This window comes from Anabaena azotica SJ-1 (assembly GCF_047275885.1).
Taxonomy (GTDB): Bacteria; Cyanobacteriota; Cyanobacteriia; order Cyanobacteriales; family Nostocaceae; genus Trichormus_B; species Trichormus_B azotica_A.
On the sequence record NZ_CP178454.1, the window covers coordinates 2,860,128 to 2,878,045 of the forward strand.

Below are 17,918 nucleotides of genomic sequence, written 5' to 3' on the forward strand. Positions count from 1 at the left end.
AGGAGAAATTCATAATTGCTAATCACCAATTACTCACTTATTAAGCTTGGAAGTGGAATACCTTTAAAGCAATGGAAATCATACTGAGGAAGGTTAAAAAGCCAATGGTATCTAACATTGTTGTCACTAATGGACCACTCACCAATGCAGGATCTAGCTTTAACCTTTTTAGACCCATTGGTAATAAAGTTCCCAGGGTGACAGCAACCATTGTATTAGTTGCCATCACTGTTCCTGCAATTAATGCTACCCACCGTTCTTGGGGTTTAGCCCAAATTAAGGAAAGTAACATCATAGTTATACATAACGCAATAGCTGTACCTAATCCGGCTAAAAGTTCTTTGCGGAGGATTTTTAATGTATCTTCGGGTGTGACTTCACCTACACCTAAACTACGAATAGTCACGGTTAAGGCTTGAATACCCACAGTTCCACCTGTGTTAGAAAATATGGGCATAATTACGGCTAGAACTGGTACAGCAGCAATTACTTGTTGAAAAGGTGCGATCGCACTAGCAGCACCAATATATAATCCCATAATCGCTAACAACCATGGCAAGCGTTTGCGAATCGTTACCAAAGGAGGAGATAAAGCTTCTTCATCACCACTTACACCTGCCAATTTTTGAATATCTTCTGTGGCTTCTTCTTCTAAAATGTCAATGACATCATCAATAGTAATAATTCCCACTAATCGATCTTCTCTGTCAACTACAGGAATCGCAATTAAATCATAACGTTGCATAATTCTGGCCACCTCTTCCTGTGAGGTTTCTGTTCTCACTTTGACAACGTGGGAACTGGCAATATCTTTAATTAAAACTTCGGGAAAAGTAAATAATAGCTGCCGCAAAGACACAACACTCACTAAAGTGCGATTATCATCTGTAACATACGCATAGTAAATTGTTTCCTTATCTTCATCTTGCAAGCGGATTTTACTTAAAGCTTCACCCACAGTTAATCCCCGTCTCAACCGGACATATTCCGTAGTCATTACCCTCCCAGCAGTCCCTTCAGGATAGCCAAGAATCGTTGCAGTAGCTTGTCTTTGTTCGTTACTAAGTTGTTGTAATAGCCGTTTGACTACCCCTGCTGGTAACTCATCAAACAATTCTGCCCTTTCATCAGGACTCATTTCCTCCACCAGTTGCACCACCTGGACATCGTGGAGAGAGTGAATCAGTTCTTCCTGTATTTCTGTGGGTAAATACTCAAACACATCTATGGCCTGAGTTTTATTCAGTACCCGAAATGCGATCGCCCTTTGTTTTTCAGGCAATTCCGAAATATACTCTCCTACATCTACCGGTTGCAAACGATTTAAATCACATTTCAATTGATTTAAGTCGGCAATATCCAACAAATTGCGAACATCTTGTGTGAGCATAATCAACATCTCCTAATGTCTCCCCCACGCTGGGAGACAATCTCGCCTAAGCGTTGAGGAGGATACTACTGCCATCTGGTGGACTTTTGTCCATAAAATCTTAAAAACTCAATATTGATATTTAATCAAAGCGTTGCTAACCTACAATCCTAACCCGGAATGGGCTGATAGGATAGAACCCTCATCTTAATCTATTATTGGTAACAATTCACACTAGCATACAGTCTGCTGAAGTGTGTTCATGGTACAAGATTTTACTACTGTCAAACTCTGTGTCAAGTCAATCAACCTAAAAATTTTCTCTAGAATAAAAATATCAACTTATACGCAATTTTATCTTAAAAATTGTCCTTTATTTTCCATCAAATTTATCTTAAGTAGTTTAATATACGATTTTCAACTGGTTAAGAATTATTTATCTATCTAATGGAGGAATCAACATACATACAATAAATACTAAATAATTAAATATTCCGATCACCTGACGAACTTTAATACCACAATCTCTCGTTGATATTTGAAATCGAGGGATTTTTTTTTATTCAATTATACCAACATATAATAATAGCTAAAAATTTATCTACCTAAAGGAGGACTGGAGAAATAGCTAATCAATATTAAATATTAAATAGCCCGATTACCCTACCGGACTTTAGCTCCAAACCTCCTCTTGTCATTAACCGTTCAAGAGGGGGCTTTATTAAATCAATTATCAATTGTAGAATTCTCTTTTTTATCTAAGGATTACAATAGTTACATAGTCCAGTATCTGCAAACCTTTTACCTTCAGGATATAACTTTTTTTCCCTAAAATTACATTTTCGACATTCATAAATTACCGCCATAGTCAAAAAAGTAGGTTGATGACAAATTTCACAGGGTAAACCTTTGATTTTTTCAGCTATACTGAACCCAGGTGTAGAACATTGAGGACAGTAACTATTAATTTTATTCAGCAAATCTTGGGTAGCTTTCTCTATATTCTTCATCCGCGTCGGATTATAAAGCGCCCGCATATCTGTTTCTATATGCAGCTTTCCATCTACGGCATTATTTAAAGCCAAATTGACAGATTCTTGTAATCGTTCTTTTGTAGTAATACCTTTAATAATTTCTGGACTTTGAGAATTTGAATTTTCAAACCAAATCACTAAACCATGTTCAGGAAACCCAACTTTGACAGCAAATTCTTCGGCAGCTTGTAAATTATTAACAACCTGATGATTAAAGTTTGTATCAGTGGAAAATACTTCGCCAATAATTTCTAATTCGTTTTCTATATCTAAAAAAACAACAACTTCTCTATTAGCATAAATATAAGGAAAACCGGGATGAGGCGCAAAACTACCTTCACTAGCTATAGATATAGTTTCCCCTGCTATTTCTAAAGCCTTCACAGCTTTTAGTTTCGCAGTAGCAATTTGTGCATCTGGGCGTTTAATATCCCTAGTAAATGTACCAAAAGCATCTGTATCTAAATCTTGTGGTATAATAACTTTAATTCCCAATTCCTGCTCTAATAATGGCGCAATTACCTTTTCTTTATGGTGCATGGTTGCAAGCACAGCCACACGGTTGTTAAATAATTGCTTTGTCATTGCAGTTGAGACTCCCTGATAATAGCAATGCTTTTGGTATTGAGAAAATTGTATGTTGGGTTAAGCAACAGCGCAAGACAGCAAAGTTATAAAGATATTGGTTTATTCTGCGGTTAGAAAGATAAGTTGCTGGTGGGTTATTTATGAACATCAAAACTCAACAAACAATATTTATTTGATGGGTTTTGCATTTGCTCTACCCATCCTACAAAATACAGTCTCCTGTGTCCCCTGCTTTCTACTAACTTTGTGCTTGAGGGATTTGATTAACTTGATTCATTTCTGCCATCATCTTCTCTTTATTCCGTCTGCGGATTTTGGCATACATCTGAATACTCACAGCCATGAAAATCACCAAACCAAAAATTAGCCAAGCTGTAATATCTGTGGGTAGATTATTCTTGAAAATAGCCAACATCACAATTACAACTAACAACAATGTCGGTGCTTCATTTAAAGCCCGCAAATGTTGTCCACTCCACTTACATTCATCTGCGGCTAACTGTTTCATCAACCTACCACAATAATGATGATAGATAAGTAAGATACCCACAAACCCTAATTTAAAATGTAACCAAGTTTCTTTTAACAAGTCTGGGTTGGTGGAAATAATACCAATGGCCATCGCTACCGTGACTATCATTCCGGGAATGGTGATAATATGGTAGAGACGCTTTTCCATAATTTGATACTGGTTTTTCAGTATCGTTTTTGCTGGTTCTGGTTCTTGGTTCGCTTCGACATGGTAGATAAACAAACGCACTAGGTAAAATAACCCTGCAAACCAAACCACAAAGCCGATAATGTGAAAGGCTTTAAACCATGAATAAGCCATGAATCCTAACCTACCTTAATCAATTTACAGATGATTGCATTTACTCTTATTATCAGGTTACGGCAATTGTTGACAAGGATACAGATTAGGTTAAAAATTGTGAATTTTTGTAACAAAGCTTTAACGTTTGTATACTCTCAGTATTGGGGTTAATTTTGGCTGCTGGGGGTTACTCAGGTTTAATCTATAGATAGTTCTTAAAATATTTTTATTTTTACTTCCTTTAACCGTCACTATATAATCGCTTGGTTGATTAGTATCTTGTTCAACTTTTTCAATCAGCTTATTTTGAATAAGTTCCGAGTTTATTAATTTTTTTGGGAGGTCTTTATTAGCAATTCCCATACAAAAAACTCCTGTAGAATCAGGAAATTTCAACACTTGTAAATAGTAGCGTTGATTGTTGATTTTAAATTGCTTAGTCAACCAGATAATTCCTCTATTTTGAGGTGTGATATTTTTAAAAGTTTCTCTTTTTCTCTCATGAAATCGGCAATTTCTATCAATAATTGGTTCACCAGACATCACAGGTTCTGACAATATGGTTATACCAACAAAACTCCAAGTTAAACTTGTTAATTTCAAAGCTATCAAAATTGATTGCTGCATCATAAACAGACTATTATTGTTCTATTTTCATAGCAATGGACAAGACGCTTAAAACATCAACTAATAACAAAACCCAGATAATAAAAGACTGTTCATTTTTTTCACTTGTTCCCTGTCACCTGCTAGATATCTCGTTCCTAGTTTCCAGATGGGAATGCTTCTATAGAAGCTTTGCATCTGATTTAATAGAAGTTAGTGCTTTATTGAATTCATTCCCATATTTTGTATGGGAACGAGATATCAATTATTTCTGTCACCTGTCACCTGTCACCTGTCACCTGTCACCTGCTATTACGACGCACAAAGGGTAACAGGTCTTGTAAAATCACCTCATGATAATGTTCTTGGGGATAATGTCCCACATTATTCAGTTTGATTATGTCAACATCAGGTACAGATTTCACAAAACTTTCAGCCATATCTACAGATAACCAAGGGTCAATCATTCCCCATTGTAATAAAATTGGTTTCTGCCATTCTTTAAATCCTGTTTCTATTTCTGTCATCGCTTTGTCAAGTTGTAAATTTCTAATTGTCCAAAGCAGACTGCGACCGGATGAAGAACTTTTCAAAAAAGGTTTTCTATAAATATCTAAATCTTTATCTTCGATGCGATAGCGACAACCACCTTCTAAGGTTCTATCCACTAATAATGGGTCTTGAGTCATGACTTCACCTGCTAATGGTAAACCCATTTGTTGAATTTTCCAAGGTAGTTTAGCAGATGTGGAAATGGGAGTATTTAAAATCGCTATGTTGGCTATTTTGTCAGGATGACGCAAGGCATATTGTAAACCAACTGAACCTAAATATCCTTGCACAACTAAGGAAAAACGTTCTATTTTTATGGCTTGAATGAAATCATCTAAAGCCTTGATAAATGCGTCGGAAGTGTAAGCAAAATCCTGTTTTTCCGGTTTACCAGAAAAGCCATAACCAATCCAATCTGGTGCGATCGCTCTTGTTCCTTGTGCCGCCAATGCTGGTATAATATTTCTCCAGCTATAACTTTGGGAAACTATGCCGTGTAGCAATACCACTGGTAATAAGTCACTTTGACCAATCGGTTCAGCTTCCCGATAAAACCATTCTAATGAATTTACTGTTATTTTATGTTCTTGAATTGCCACTCTATTTTCCTATCCTGAAAATGCAACAGCACCGCACAGATGCCTTAATTACTGAATTCTCTTTTATCATCCTATAAATGGGGAAGAGAATTTTTACAAAAAATCTCGCATTATAAGAGAGATTCCCGTTGACTTCTATCCGAAAACCTGATATGCTAAATCTTGATAAGGAAGAACTATCATAAATTATTTAAATATTTTTGGTCAGAATCAGGATATCCTGGACACCCTTCGGGAAGTCAAAATTAAGAAATAAATGATGTTCAGAATTTGAGGATTTACAGGATTAAATAAAGAAATTGTGTTTTTAAGTGATTGAACAGATATTTCATCTATTAATTTATCTATGACTTATCTATGACTTTATCCCCTCCCCTAACTTCTCAATCAGATCCTCCCCTTCCTCCTTGGGAGAGTCTACCCACAATGTATGATTTACCTAGTGAGAACCCAGAGGAACCAGGTTTGCCAGACGAATTTCATTTTTTACAACCATTACTTTTATACCTAACTTTTCAACCTATAAACTGGCTTCCAGAATTGGTTTATAGTGCTGCTGACTTAAATCTTTACTACGATCTTGAGCATCCTTTATGGTATAAACGGCCAGATTGGTTTGGTGTAGTTGGTGTTTCTAGGTTATACAAAGGTCACGATTTACGTTTAAGTTATGTGACTTGGCAAGAACCAGTAAATCCTTTTGTGGTAGTGGAATTATTATCTCCTGGCACAGAAGATGAAGATTTAGGTAACAAGCAAAGTCAAAAAGATAAACCTCCCACAAAATGGGAAGTTTATGAACGCATTTTGCGGATTCCTTACTACATTGTTTTTAGTCGTTATACCAATGAACTCCGCGCATTTCATTTAGTTGGTGGTCATTATGAACCAATGAATTTAATTGACGGACTTTTACCAATGCCAGAATTAGGTTTAAGTTTAGGATTATGGCAAGGTTCATTTCGTGGTATTTCTAAGTTGTGGTTAAGGTGGTTTACTCTTGATGGAGAATTAATTCCTGAACCTACAGAAGAAGTTGCCGCTGCTATGGAAGCAACTGCTGCTGCTAAAGAAAGAGCTATTGTTGCTGAACAAGAAGCAACTCAAGCACAAAGAAAAGCGGAAATACTAGCTCAAAGGTTGCGTCAATTAGGCGTTAATCCTGATGAACTTGATTATTAATGCAGGTAGCACATTGCTAGGATGTATCAGTACGGGTTTAGCACTGCTAAATCCCTACCCATTCAACCAACACCCACATCCCATTGGTGACAAGTTGAATATATGAAAAATATCCCATTATAAGAGAGAAATCTATTGACTTCCGCCCGAAAAGCTGATATACTGCATCTTGATAAGGAAGGACTATCATAAAATATTTAATCAAATATTATTTGTCAGAATCAGGACACCCTGCGGGAAGTCAAAAGTCAAAATTAAGGAATAAAGTAACCGTTCAGGATTTAAGGATTTACAGGATTAAATAAGAATTGAAAAATGGATTAATCAATCTGTAACCTGCAACCTGTAACCTAATACTAAGAACCTTGAGAAATGATCATATTCTGCACTGCTAAAGCTGTGGCTGGTGCGAGTAAAACACCGTTGCGATAGTGACCTGTAGCTAAGACAACATTACTAAAACCAGAAAGTTTATCAATAACTGGTGCTGGGCGATTTTCGGGACGGGGACGTAAACCAGACCAAGTGCGGACAACTTTAGCTGCGGCTAAATCTGGGCAAAATGCGATCGCTTGTTTTTGTAAAGATTCCAGCAATTCTTTCTTTGCAGATATCTCATCGGCATCATTGGGAAATTCCACCGTTGCACCCACCCAATAATCACCACTGCCCATAGGCACAAGATGAATATCATTACCAGTAATCACAGGCTGAAAATCAGGATTTCCTAAAACTCTTCCTAAACTTAGATATAAAGCTTGCCCCAAAACCGGACGGATATGCACCTTGCGATTTAATTGTGTAGTCAGGGCAGTTGAACCCAAGCCAGCAGCAACAATGAACCAGTCAGCGTTAACTGTACCTTCTGAAGTTTCAATAGACTTAAGTTGCTCACTTACATTTGGTGATATCTGTATTATTTGAGATGAAGGAGCTTGTTTATTGTTGACAGTTACACCAAATTTAAATTTTACGCCATTGCGTTGAGCCGCATCTACCAACGCTAATGTTAAAGCAGTAGGATTGAGTTGACGGTCTTGGGGAGAGTAGACAGCACCAATAATAGTGGGATGATTAATTTGTGGACAAAATTTTTGAAGTTTATCTTTGTCCCAAACTGCTAATTGCCAACCTTGAGATTTGCGAACTTCCCGTAACTGTTCCCATTCTGTCATCGCTTCCACACCACTGGCTAAAGGGTGTTCCGAGTCTTCCGACAACAGCATCACAATTCCCTGACGGTTACAAGGGATTTTGCGCCCTGTAATCCCTTCTAGTTCAGGAATCAAGGTTTCATAACGTTTAATGCTTTCTTGGCGCATTTGCCAAGCTTTACCCTTGATTTTATGGCTAATTACGCCCATTAAAACACCGAGAGCAGCACCTGTTGAAGCTTGTGCAGGTTGATTTTGGTCAAAAACAGTGATATTTAGACCTTTGACTTGACTGAGTTGATAGGCGATCGCCGCCCCAACTACACCACAACCGATAATTACTACATTCATGACTTTTGTGAACAGTGAGGAATGAAGAATGAAGAGTTTACCCCTTCACCCTATCACTCCATTACCCTAGCGTTTTGTGACTCATGACTCAGAGTAGGTAAGAGGGGCAGAGGGGCAGGGGAGCAGAGGAGCAGAGGAGCAGAGGAGCAGAGGAGCAGAGGAGAATAATCTATTACCTTTTGCCTTTTGCCTTCTGTCACCTGTCACCTGTCACCTGTCACCTATTCCCTATTCCCTATTCCCTGTAACCTGTCAACTGTCACCTTCTTTGGGAATCAATTGTAGGAATTTGTCAAAATCGACAAAAACATTATTGTAGTTTTTTAACGCCCGCTCAGTGTTACCCACACCAGCTGCTTGGTCAATTTTCACCAGATGACCCAATAAATCCTTTGTTATTTGTCTGGCTTTGGGTTGATCTTGGGGTACTAGGTTGGGGATGACATAAGTCATATTTAGCCTAGCTTCCGTCATTGGTCCATGAATAAAATTACCCACCTTGATCCATTCACCGCTTTGAATCAGGTTTTCCAGTTCTGTTGAGCGATCGCGCACCACCTGAATACCAGGAACATATTCCTGAATTTTCACCAATTGAGCAGATGTGTAAGATGGAGGTGCAGTAGCAACACTAGGATTGCCACAGCTGATTAGGAATGTGGTCAATAGTACAAGAATCAGTGACAAAAAAGAGCGTTGACGCACCATAAACGAAAATTAATTTACTGTTTGTTTGCAGCTTTACAGTTGTTATTGTAATTTATCGTTCCAGTCAACAAAGGTTTTTGTCGAAAATTCGCTAAACTCCACCAAAAAAATTTTTGTCTCCCCAGTCAAAAGGCAGAGTTTTTAGTGCTTAGAGACATTTTTTAAGTATAATTACTCAAGAAAATGTGAGGAAATCTTCATTCACTCTTGCTAAATTTCCAATCTTCTTGATAAGCTGAAACACTAATAAGATAAGCCTTTTGGCGGTTTTTCTGTTTTCACATCCCCCACAGGCCGATGCACGATTAGGAGAATTTTGACGTGAATGCAGCTGAACAGGCAACAAACCTTGAACTGGCCAGCAAGATTGCTACCGTGGTAAATTTGTTCAAATTTGAGTTTCCTGATGCCAAATCGGATCTTAAACCATGGCAAAATGACCCAGAAACCAGGGAACTAATAGATCCAGAATCCATAGACATCGGGTTTCACTTTCCCGGAATTAGCAAATCTTGGCGCAGCCGCAGCATTTTAATTCAAATCCGTTTTTATCAAGATTCTATCAACAAATCTCGGCGAGCCATTGGTATTGAAGTATCAGGATTTGACCATCGTGGCCAAGTATGGCAACTTTCAACCGTAGACCAATGGAATTTTTTAGGTGAATCTCTACCTTCCCCTGATGTTGGCGAAAAACTTAAACAAATTTGCCGACAAATTTTAGAAGTATTTAACCTCAATACCCCTTTATGATAACTCCTGACTCCTGAATTTAAATCAGTGGCAGGTTTAAGACCCCACTGATTATCTTTAATCTTTAATTTTTAAATCCCCAAAGAGATTAACAGAGTTACCAGATAACAGAAATAACTCCTCTTTTCTGCCATAAATAAATTCTACAAATCAAATTAATCAGCCCGTAAACATTCCCAGGGTGTTATCTACCAACAACACCACACTGAGGAAATATATGCGTTTGCCCAGCCATAGTAAAAAACTCAACTTCTCTGTTTTATCTGCTGTTAAGTATGTCAGCTTTACGTTTTTTTTTGGAACTTTAATATTTTGTGGTTTCTATACAGGTTCTTTCATGATGTCTTATGTTACATCCAGCTTAAACACTATTCACCCTACCTCAATTCCTGGTATTAAAGACCAAGACAAATGTCAGCAAAAAGGTAAAAGTTGGCGTAATGATAAATGCTGGGATTATGAACATAATCCCTCATTTTGATAGTTATGACTTTAAAGCGAATAGGGAATTGGTTATTCGTAATTTTTAATTTTAGGGAAAAACCGTGAATCCTCCTCCCCCTCTCCCCTGCTCCCCTGCCCCCTCAATGTGCAACTTAAATGTTTAATAGCTTACCAAGAAGACATAAAATTCCAACCTTCTTTTTCTGAATTATTATTTTCTATGTCTTCTGAAGTTTTTAAATTTTCATTTCCTTCAAGCACATGATCATATTCACCTGAATCATACCATTTTAATAATTCCCCAGTTCTCATGACTATCCAAGACAGTTTAGATTCGGAATAGCTTAATATTTTTGTCACCTGATCCAGATTATCAAAATTATTGGACGCAAATTCACGGGACTGAATTACAAAATCTTCAATTACATTATCAGTTAAATATTCTTCAGGTAAACCAGCAAGTTTCATCAAAGTAGTTGTCGCAATATTCATATCTTGACACGCCAACAGACCCGCACGATCAGCAGTTAATCTGGCCATCATGACCCAATTATACAAACCTAATTCAATTCCACTAGCAACTAAACCACCAATTCCCAAGGTGGTGCTACTCAATAAAATTTTTAAAGCAGGCATCACAATTGCCATTTGATGGTACGTGATATGTTTACTCTTAATCCGAGCAATTTCATATCCAAAAACATACAGTAATTCCTCTGCATTTAGCCATTCCATAGCTTCTAAGTTTACACCAATTATAGGTTTTTCTACTCCCACAACATAAGTTTGAATATAACCTGTACCGCGAAACAAATATAATTCAGGCAAAGGAGAAACATCAAGAATTTCGCAAGTTTCTACCAGTGCTTGATATAATTTAGGAAAATTACGATTTGTCACTCTGATTTCACTACCAAGACTTTGTAATCTTAAAAGACGATCAATACCATATTCATTAATTTTTTTGAGTATTGGTGATATACCCGGCATTTTTTGTAAAGAACCCAAAGCTTGCTGGTCAAAAGGGTGTTCGTAAGTTTTTGAATCCAGTCCAGTTAAAATTTTTCTGGTCGTCATTTGTAAAACTTTTAGCAAGTGAGGTTGTTCCTATTATTTTCTTATACAACGTCACTTTTTTTCGATATAGAAAATAAAATAGATCCCCAACTTCTTTAAGAAGTCGGGGATCTGGGGAGTTAGAGACAATGAACGTCTTCTACTTAAATATTCGCCTGTTGTCGTTGATAAAGTGACCAGTACAAACCTTTTTGTTGCAATAATCCGGCGTGTGTACCCCGTTCAGCAATGATACCTTTTTCCATGACTAATATTAAATCTGCGCGTTTTAAAGGTGCAAAACGGTGAGCAATTAAAAACACGGTACGATTAGCTGAAACTTTTTGCAAATTTTGTAAAACTTGCTGTTCTGTTTCACTATCTAAGGCGCTGGTTGCTTCATCTAAAATTAAAATTGGTGCTGAAGAAAGAAACAACCTTGCTAAAGCTATTCTTTGTCTTTGACCACCAGATAAAGCTGTACCTCTTTCACCAACATTGCTTTCGTAACCGTAAGGTAATTGACTGATAAAATCATGTGCTACGGCTAATCTTGCCGCTTCTACAACTTCTTCGGCGGTAATATCTGGATTTCCTAAACTGATGTTTTCCAAGATAGAACCATTAAATAAAAAGTCTTCTTGGAGAACCACGCCAATTTGTTGACGTAAAGATGCTAAATCAGAACTTTTGAGATCAAAACCATCAATAAGTATGCGTCCTGATTCAATTTGATAAAGGCGTTGTAAAAGTTTGGAAAGGGTACTTTTACCAGAACCACTACGTCCTACAATTCCTACAAACTGTCCTGGTTCAACATCAAAAGAAATTCCCTTCAATACGGGTTCGGTATTGGGACTGTAGCGAAAGAAAACTTGATCAAACTTAACTTCACCTTTAAGCGGTGGTAATACTAAACCTGTTCCTGCTTCCGCTTCTGGTGCAGCGTTGAGAATATCGCCAATACGGTCTACCGATAATAGCACCTGTTGGAGATTTTGCCACAACTGTACTAGACGTAATAGGGGTCCTGTGACTCTCCCCGATAACATTTGAAAGGCGATTAATTGACCCACTGTAAGTTGATGGTCAATAACTAATTTTGCCCCAAACCAAAGTATTAGCAATGTCGAAAAATTGGTAAGAAAATCACCTATATTACTGCTAATATTTGAAGTTGTAGAAGCTTTAAAACCAGTGCGGATAAAGCGAGCAAATAAGCCTTCCCATCGTTCTCTTGCTACTGGTTCTGCTGCATGGGCTTTGACTGAATGAATACCTGTGACTGTCTCTACTAAAAATGATTGACTGTCAGCACTGCGGTTAAAGGTTTCATTTAGCCAAGTTCGCAAAATTGGTGTAGCAACAATTGTTAAAGTCGCAAATAATGGTAACACAGCCAAGGCTACAAATGTCAAGGGAATGTTGTAATAAAACATCAATCCCAGATACACCACAGCAAAGATGCTATCGAGAATAACCGTTAAGGCTGTACCCGTGAGAAATTGGCGAATTTGTTCTAATTCCTGAACTCTGGCTATTGTATCTCCCACTCTCCTAGACTCAAAATAAGCCAGGGGTAAACGCATTAAATGGCGAAAAAGTTGGGCTGATAAACTCAAATCTAAACGCCGTGCTGTGTGGGTAAAGATAAATAGCCGCAGCATACCCAGGATAGATTCAAATATAGCGACTAACAATAGTGCGATCGCCATCACATCAAGAGTGGCTAAACTCTCCTGTACCATCACCTTGTCAATTATGACTTGGGTAATCAGCGGTGTCGTTAAACCTAACAACTGTAAAGTAAAGGAAGCCAGCAATACCTCACCCAACAATACCCGATATTTCCAAACTGCGGGAGTGAACCAAGAAAGATTAAATTTTTCTTGTTTGGAAATTAATTCCGCTTGCCATAATTTACCATCCCAACCAGCCTCTACTACCGATTGGGTTAAATATTCACATTCAAAATTCAGAGGATTGGCAATAATTAAACTATTACCTTTCATCCCATAAGCTACAACCCAACTACTAACAGATTCGGATTTCCACAGTAATAAGGCTGGAAATGATAACTGTCGTAATTCATCCCAATTTACCTGCAAACCTCGCAAAACTAACCCTAACTTTTCTGCCGTTTCTATCACATTTTTGGGGCGTTGTCCCCGCAATTGACGTTGCACCCATTCCAGTTGCACAGCATTATTTAAATATTGTGCCACCATGACTAAACAAGCAGCCGCAGTATTACCACTTGTGATGAAAGGATATGAAGGTGACAGGTGAGAGGTGACAGGTGACAGTTCAGAAGGTGAAGAAGATGTAGTAGATGAAGAAAAAATTTCTCTTTCTACTTTCTCCCCTCTGTCACCTGTTCCCTGTTCCCTGTCACCTATTTTTTCATCTTTTACATTCCAAAATTCATCAATTTGAGGGTTAGAAAACTTCGCCCAAAGTGATGAATTCCAACACACAGTTACTACTTCCTTACTAGCGGCTACCGCTTTACAATCAGTGAATATTGGCTGACAATCACCAAACCAATCGCCCTCTTGTAAAGTCGCTACAGGTTTACTCATTTCATCCCGTAAACGAACTTTACCAGTAACAATAAAAAATTGATATTCTCCTGTTTCTGTTGACCAAATTTTTTCTCCAAGTTTATATTGATGAATTTCTGACTGATTCTTTAATCGGATTTGTTGTTCAGGAGTTAACCAGCATAATGGAGGCTGATTCCAGGGTAGAGTATCTAGCACATTTACTTGTGATTGATTATTCAGAATATTTAGCTCACTTGTAATTTGACTGTCAGGTTTTGAATTTTCTCCCCTAGCCATTTTTCAAATAACTCATTTTGTAGTGATTGTTTGAATTGAGTATTATCTAAAGATGCTGGCAGAATGTTTTCTAATCTAAACAAACTGAAACTCCCTTCTAGTTCAATTGGTCCTATCAATTTTCCAGGAGTTGCAGCATCCACAGCCGCCCGCAACATATCCGGTAAACTACCGCGACTAATTGGACCCATCATCCCGTTAAAAATTCGCTCATCTGCTAATGAATACTCTTTTGCTAGTTGTTCAAAACTGCCACCTTCTTCAATTTGAGTGTGTAGTTCTTCCGCTAGTTCTCGGTTATCAACCATAATCCGAGAGAGTACCACTCTATCTAAATAAATCTTGCGTTCAATAAAGTATTCTGGTAGTTTTGGTTCTACAATTAATGCTTTTAGTTTTTCTAATTTGAAGCTAAATGTAACTGAAGCATGAAATGTAGCGTAATCACTACCATTGTTTTTTAACCATTCTTGAAATTGTTCAGGATCTGTGAGTTGGTTTTTTAAGCGATAATCAATTATTGCTTGTTCAATTAATGCCGTACTAATCTCGATATCATTTCTGGTTTCTAGTTCTTGTTCCAAGACGTACTGACGCAGAACATCACTAATAAACTGATTCAGTTTACCAGATACTTGTAAATACTGAATTACTTGATAAAGGTCGATTTGTTCGTCATTGATTGTAAAAAATGATGAAGATTCCATGAAATAAATATGAGGAAAACGCTAAAAATCTATACAAGTTTTCCATTAAATAATAGATAAAACCGCAGGAAATTATGGTTCATAATAATAAAGATTCTATGAATTAGATAGGCGAAAAATAAATAATTATATAAATAATTATAAAATTTAGATAAAAACCATTAATAGCAAGTGTAGGTTATTACCGCACTGTTCGTATATTATGATGCAATATATATAAAAAAAACAGCAGATTTGCTGTTAAGAGATTTTAGTTTTCAGTAAAGTTTTAAACAAATATACTTTGCCAGATGAAAGCCAAAATAATGGCTGAAATAGCCCCAATGAGTGTATTGAAGATGTTTACAACCTCGTTGGTAAGCCAAGTATATTTAGATTGTAATGTTGCACCAATTACACTTTCTAAATTAGTAGCTATAAATGCGGCGATTACACACCAAACAATTCCTAAGATATCAATTAAGTTTACACCCCAAGCCACCAGTGCGATCGCTACTGATCCCACAATACCTGCTAAAGTCCCTTCTAAGCTTACTGCCCCTTCTGTACCTCTAGCCACAGGTTGCAGTGTGGTAATCAAAAAAGTACGCTTTCCATAGGCTTTACCCACTTCACTGGCTGTTGTATCCGATAATTTGGTACTAAAACTCGCTACATAGCCTAAATACAGCAAAAACTTCCACTCAGGTAAAAACAATACTCCCACAGCACACAAAGCCGCAACTAACGCCGAACCCCAAACGTTTTCTGGACCCCTAGCACCAGAACGTTTTTCCGCAATTCCCGCTGCTTCCTTTTGTGCCATTCCAATGCGCGTTACCCCAGAACCCACAATGAAATAAAACACTACCACTAGATATCCTGTCCAGCCTAATGTTCCCCAAATAATTACACCCAATAACCAAGCATGGAAGATACCCGCCGGAGTGAGCAATTTTTTGGGAATAATCGCCACTATTCCCAACAAGATTGCGTTTAGTCCTACACCTACTACCCAAGGATTGATTGAATCAAGTACAGATAACATTAGTAATGAATTATGAGTATTTTCAGTTTTTTAGTCAGTATTCAGCTATCAGTAATCAGCCAATAGCAAGGATTCAGACGGTTTAATTAGAAATTTTATATGCTTCTGTTTCTTTTCATTCTTTGTATTTCCAAATTTCAGGTACATAGCTGACGGCTGACGGCTGAATGCTTACTGACAAACTACTATTTTAGGGCAACCATAGTCCATCATCACCACGTTGTGATAAATAATTCTCACTCTACGTATATTTCCGAAATCAAATTTGTCAAATCACTTAATTTAGAGCTATTATTTTTATGATACGTAATTCTCAAAAGCCATGACCCAAGCTTTAGCTAATGTTGTTACCTTCGAGGAATTTGTTGATTGGCTACATGAAAATTCCGGGGTACGTTACGAATTACATCATGGGAATATTATAGAAATGGCACAACCAGTAGGAGATCATGAAGAAGTTAAAGGGTTTTTGACCATCAAGCTCAGTGCTACAATTGACAGATTAGACCTGCCTTATGTTATCCCCAACCAAGCTATAGTTAGACCTAATGGTAAAGATTCTGGTTATTTTCCAGATGTGTTGGTGCTAAACCGTGCAAATTTAGCCAATGAACAATTATGGAAAAAACAATCCATTCTTAGTTTAGGTGCATCAATACCTTTGGTGATTGAAATTGTCTCAACTAATTGGCGTGATGATTACTACTTGAAATATGCTGATTATGAAGAAATGGGAATTCCTGAATATTGGATTGTAGATTATGCAGCTTTGGGTGGACGTAATTTTATCGGTAATCCTAAACAACCAACTATATCTATTTGTAACTTGGTTGATGGAGAATATCAAATTACTAAGTTTCGAGATCATGAGCGCATTATCTCCCCAAATTTTCCTGAATTAAATCTTACTGCTAATCAGATTTTTCAAGCTGGTATGGTATAGGTTGCAAGTCAAACCAAATCCAGCATATTTTGTAAGTAAATCAAACCTCGATTCATCTAGAGAAGAACTATTAGCAATTTTTTCAAATATTCTTTAAAATTATTATTGTAAATACTCTGCTTTCATTATTTCTTTTCTGATTCAGCAACGTCAGATTTTAAGTCTTTTTGCAAATAAACTTCCTGTACCCGTTCCAATTCTAAATCAATCAAATAATCCACAGTCCAGTTGGCTTGACGTTGCATAATATGGAAGGGGTAAGTATTAGCTACACCGACAACTTGCATTTGAGCGCGTTTGGCTGCTTGAATACCCGCAGGTGTATCTTCAATGGCTAAACATTCATGGGATTGTAAATTTAAATCTGGATAAACTTGATTAAGTCGTTCCACAGCCAGCAGATAACCTTCTGGTTGGGGTTTGCTGGTATTAATATCATCCCCAGCGACAATGATCTGAAAATATTCAGTTAATTTAGCGCGTTCTAGCACCAAGTCTATTTCTTGACGCAAAGCACCACTAACTAACCCTAGTTTAAGACTTTGCGATCGCACCTGAAAAATTAAGTCTTCTATCCCAGAGTACAAAGGCAGCTTTTCCAGTTGTGCGATTTTTGACACATAAGCTTGAGCTTTGCGGTTGAGCAACTGGCTTAAATACTCTTCTGTCACCACTCTACCACGATTTTTCAGCAGGTCTTGAAAACAAGTGCGATCGCTCCTACCCAGACAAATTTGACGTTCCTGCAACTTTTGCGGCTGCATATTTTCCTGCAACAGAATCTCATCTATCAGCTGTAGATGGATTGGCTCATCTTTAATGATGACACCATTGAAATCAAACAAAACTGCCTTTAAACTCATGCCACAAACTGGTGAACCCACATCCTCACCAATTATTATGATCTATTTTGGTGCATCTTGATGTCGATTACACCCCTAATCACATTATCACAGATAAATACAGGATAAATTGACTAATACCCACAATGGGATATAGCTACGCTTTTTTATTTCTGACTCTCTTTTCTAACATATCCACACTTGTGCCAACAATGTAACACTCAATTTTTTATCTATTGACAGATAAGCTATTTATGTAATATATATGTAATATAGTAGATTTTAAATCTAAAAATACCATGAAAAATGTAATTTCTTTTGCTGACTTACCATCAAATCAAAATTA

The 17,918-nt window shown here is 37.3% G+C and carries 16 protein-coding genes; 4 read left to right on the plus strand and 12 right to left on the minus strand.

Annotated elements, in window-relative coordinates:
• Window positions 1-40: 40 nt before the first annotated feature.
• The 5 genes from mgtE to ACLLO5_RS12570 all read right to left on the minus strand — a co-directional run bounded on the left by mgtE (window position 41) and on the right by ACLLO5_RS12570 (window position 5,562).
• Window positions 41-1,390 carry a magnesium transporter gene (gene mgtE / locus ACLLO5_RS12550; RefSeq protein ID WP_413175787.1) on the minus strand — a complete coding sequence of 450 codons (1,350 nt, stop codon included), beginning with the start codon at window positions 1,388-1,390 and terminating at the stop codon, window positions 41-43.
• A 737-nt stretch (window positions 1,391-2,127) separates the two neighbouring features.
• The gene (locus tag ACLLO5_RS12555; protein ID WP_413175788.1) at window positions 2,128-2,988 is read right to left on the minus strand and encodes a DUF6671 family protein; all 861 of its coding nucleotides are present in this window, start codon (window positions 2,986-2,988) and stop codon (window positions 2,128-2,130) included.
• Between the two features lie 241 nt (window positions 2,989-3,229).
• Window positions 3,230-3,823 (minus strand): protoporphyrinogen oxidase HemJ, encoded by a 594-nt coding sequence (gene hemJ, locus ACLLO5_RS12560; protein ID WP_413175789.1) that lies wholly within the window; start codon window positions 3,821-3,823, stop codon window positions 3,230-3,232.
• 120 nt (window positions 3,824-3,943) lie between these two features.
• The gene (locus ACLLO5_RS12565) at window positions 3,944-4,348 is read right to left on the minus strand and encodes a hypothetical protein (protein WP_413175790.1); all 405 of its coding nucleotides are present in this window, start codon (window positions 4,346-4,348) and stop codon (window positions 3,944-3,946) included.
• Window positions 4,349-4,713: 365 nt separating this feature from the next.
• The gene (locus ACLLO5_RS12570) at window positions 4,714-5,562 is read right to left on the minus strand and encodes an alpha/beta fold hydrolase (protein ID WP_413175791.1); all 849 of its coding nucleotides are present in this window, start codon (window positions 5,560-5,562) and stop codon (window positions 4,714-4,716) included.
• A gap of 357 nt (window positions 5,563-5,919) precedes the next feature.
• On the opposite strand from ACLLO5_RS12570, the gene ACLLO5_RS12575 reads away from it, so the two are divergent.
• The gene (locus ACLLO5_RS12575) at window positions 5,920-6,744 is read left to right on the plus strand and encodes a Uma2 family endonuclease (RefSeq protein ID WP_413175792.1); all 825 of its coding nucleotides are present in this window, start codon (window positions 5,920-5,922) and stop codon (window positions 6,742-6,744) included.
• Between the two features lie 356 nt (window positions 6,745-7,100).
• Here ACLLO5_RS12575 and ACLLO5_RS12580 read toward each other — a convergent pair whose 3' ends face one another.
• Together ACLLO5_RS12580 and psbQ are read right to left on the minus strand one after the other, a co-directional pair.
• Entirely contained in the window at window positions 7,101-8,249 is a 1,149-nt protein-coding gene (locus ACLLO5_RS12580) for an NAD(P)/FAD-dependent oxidoreductase (RefSeq protein WP_413175793.1), read from the minus strand.
• A 252-nt stretch (window positions 8,250-8,501) separates the two neighbouring features.
• Window positions 8,502-8,957 (minus strand): photosystem II protein PsbQ, encoded by a 456-nt coding sequence (gene psbQ / locus ACLLO5_RS12585; RefSeq protein ID WP_413175795.1) that lies wholly within the window; start codon window positions 8,955-8,957, stop codon window positions 8,502-8,504.
• Between the two features lie 321 nt (window positions 8,958-9,278).
• Between psbQ and ACLLO5_RS12590 the strand changes: the two genes are divergently transcribed.
• Window positions 9,279-9,710 (plus strand): hypothetical protein, encoded by a 432-nt coding sequence (locus ACLLO5_RS12590; RefSeq protein ID WP_413175796.1) that lies wholly within the window; start codon window positions 9,279-9,281, stop codon window positions 9,708-9,710.
• A 217-nt stretch (window positions 9,711-9,927) separates the two neighbouring features.
• Window positions 9,928-10,191, plus strand: a complete 264-nt coding sequence (locus tag ACLLO5_RS12595) for a hypothetical protein (protein ID WP_413175797.1) — start codon at window positions 9,928-9,930, stop codon at window positions 10,189-10,191.
• 131 nt (window positions 10,192-10,322) lie between these two features.
• On the opposite strand, the gene ACLLO5_RS12600 is transcribed toward ACLLO5_RS12595, so the two are convergent.
• From ACLLO5_RS12600 to ACLLO5_RS12615, 4 genes are all read right to left on the minus strand, one after another.
• Window positions 10,323-11,231: a M48 family metallopeptidase gene (locus ACLLO5_RS12600; protein WP_413175798.1), complete on the minus strand. Its 909-nt coding sequence runs from the start codon at window positions 11,229-11,231 to the stop codon at window positions 10,323-10,325.
• Window positions 11,232-11,374: 143 nt separating this feature from the next.
• Window positions 11,375-14,053 (minus strand): type I secretion system permease/ATPase, encoded by a 2,679-nt coding sequence (locus tag ACLLO5_RS12605; RefSeq protein ID WP_413175799.1) that lies wholly within the window; start codon window positions 14,051-14,053, stop codon window positions 11,375-11,377.
• The gene (locus ACLLO5_RS12610; protein WP_413175800.1) at window positions 14,002-14,760 is read right to left on the minus strand and encodes a peptidylprolyl isomerase; all 759 of its coding nucleotides are present in this window, start codon (window positions 14,758-14,760) and stop codon (window positions 14,002-14,004) included. Before ACLLO5_RS12610 ends, ACLLO5_RS12605 begins: the two co-directional genes overlap by 52 nt.
• Before the next feature lie 268 nt (window positions 14,761-15,028).
• Window positions 15,029-15,787 carry a TIGR00297 family protein gene (locus ACLLO5_RS12615; protein WP_413175801.1) on the minus strand — a complete coding sequence of 253 codons (759 nt, stop codon included), beginning with the start codon at window positions 15,785-15,787 and terminating at the stop codon, window positions 15,029-15,031.
• Between the two features lie 322 nt (window positions 15,788-16,109).
• Here ACLLO5_RS12615 and ACLLO5_RS12620 point away from each other — a divergent pair, with 322 nt between their 5' ends.
• Window positions 16,110-16,730: a Uma2 family endonuclease gene (locus ACLLO5_RS12620; RefSeq protein ID WP_413175802.1), complete on the plus strand. Its 621-nt coding sequence runs from the start codon at window positions 16,110-16,112 to the stop codon at window positions 16,728-16,730.
• A gap of 125 nt (window positions 16,731-16,855) precedes the next feature.
• Here the strand turns inward: ACLLO5_RS12620 and ACLLO5_RS12625 are convergent, their stop codons facing one another.
• Window positions 16,856-17,593: an HAD family hydrolase gene (locus tag ACLLO5_RS12625; RefSeq protein WP_413175803.1), complete on the minus strand. Its 738-nt coding sequence runs from the start codon at window positions 17,591-17,593 to the stop codon at window positions 16,856-16,858.
• Window positions 17,594-17,918: the final 325 nt, after the last annotated feature.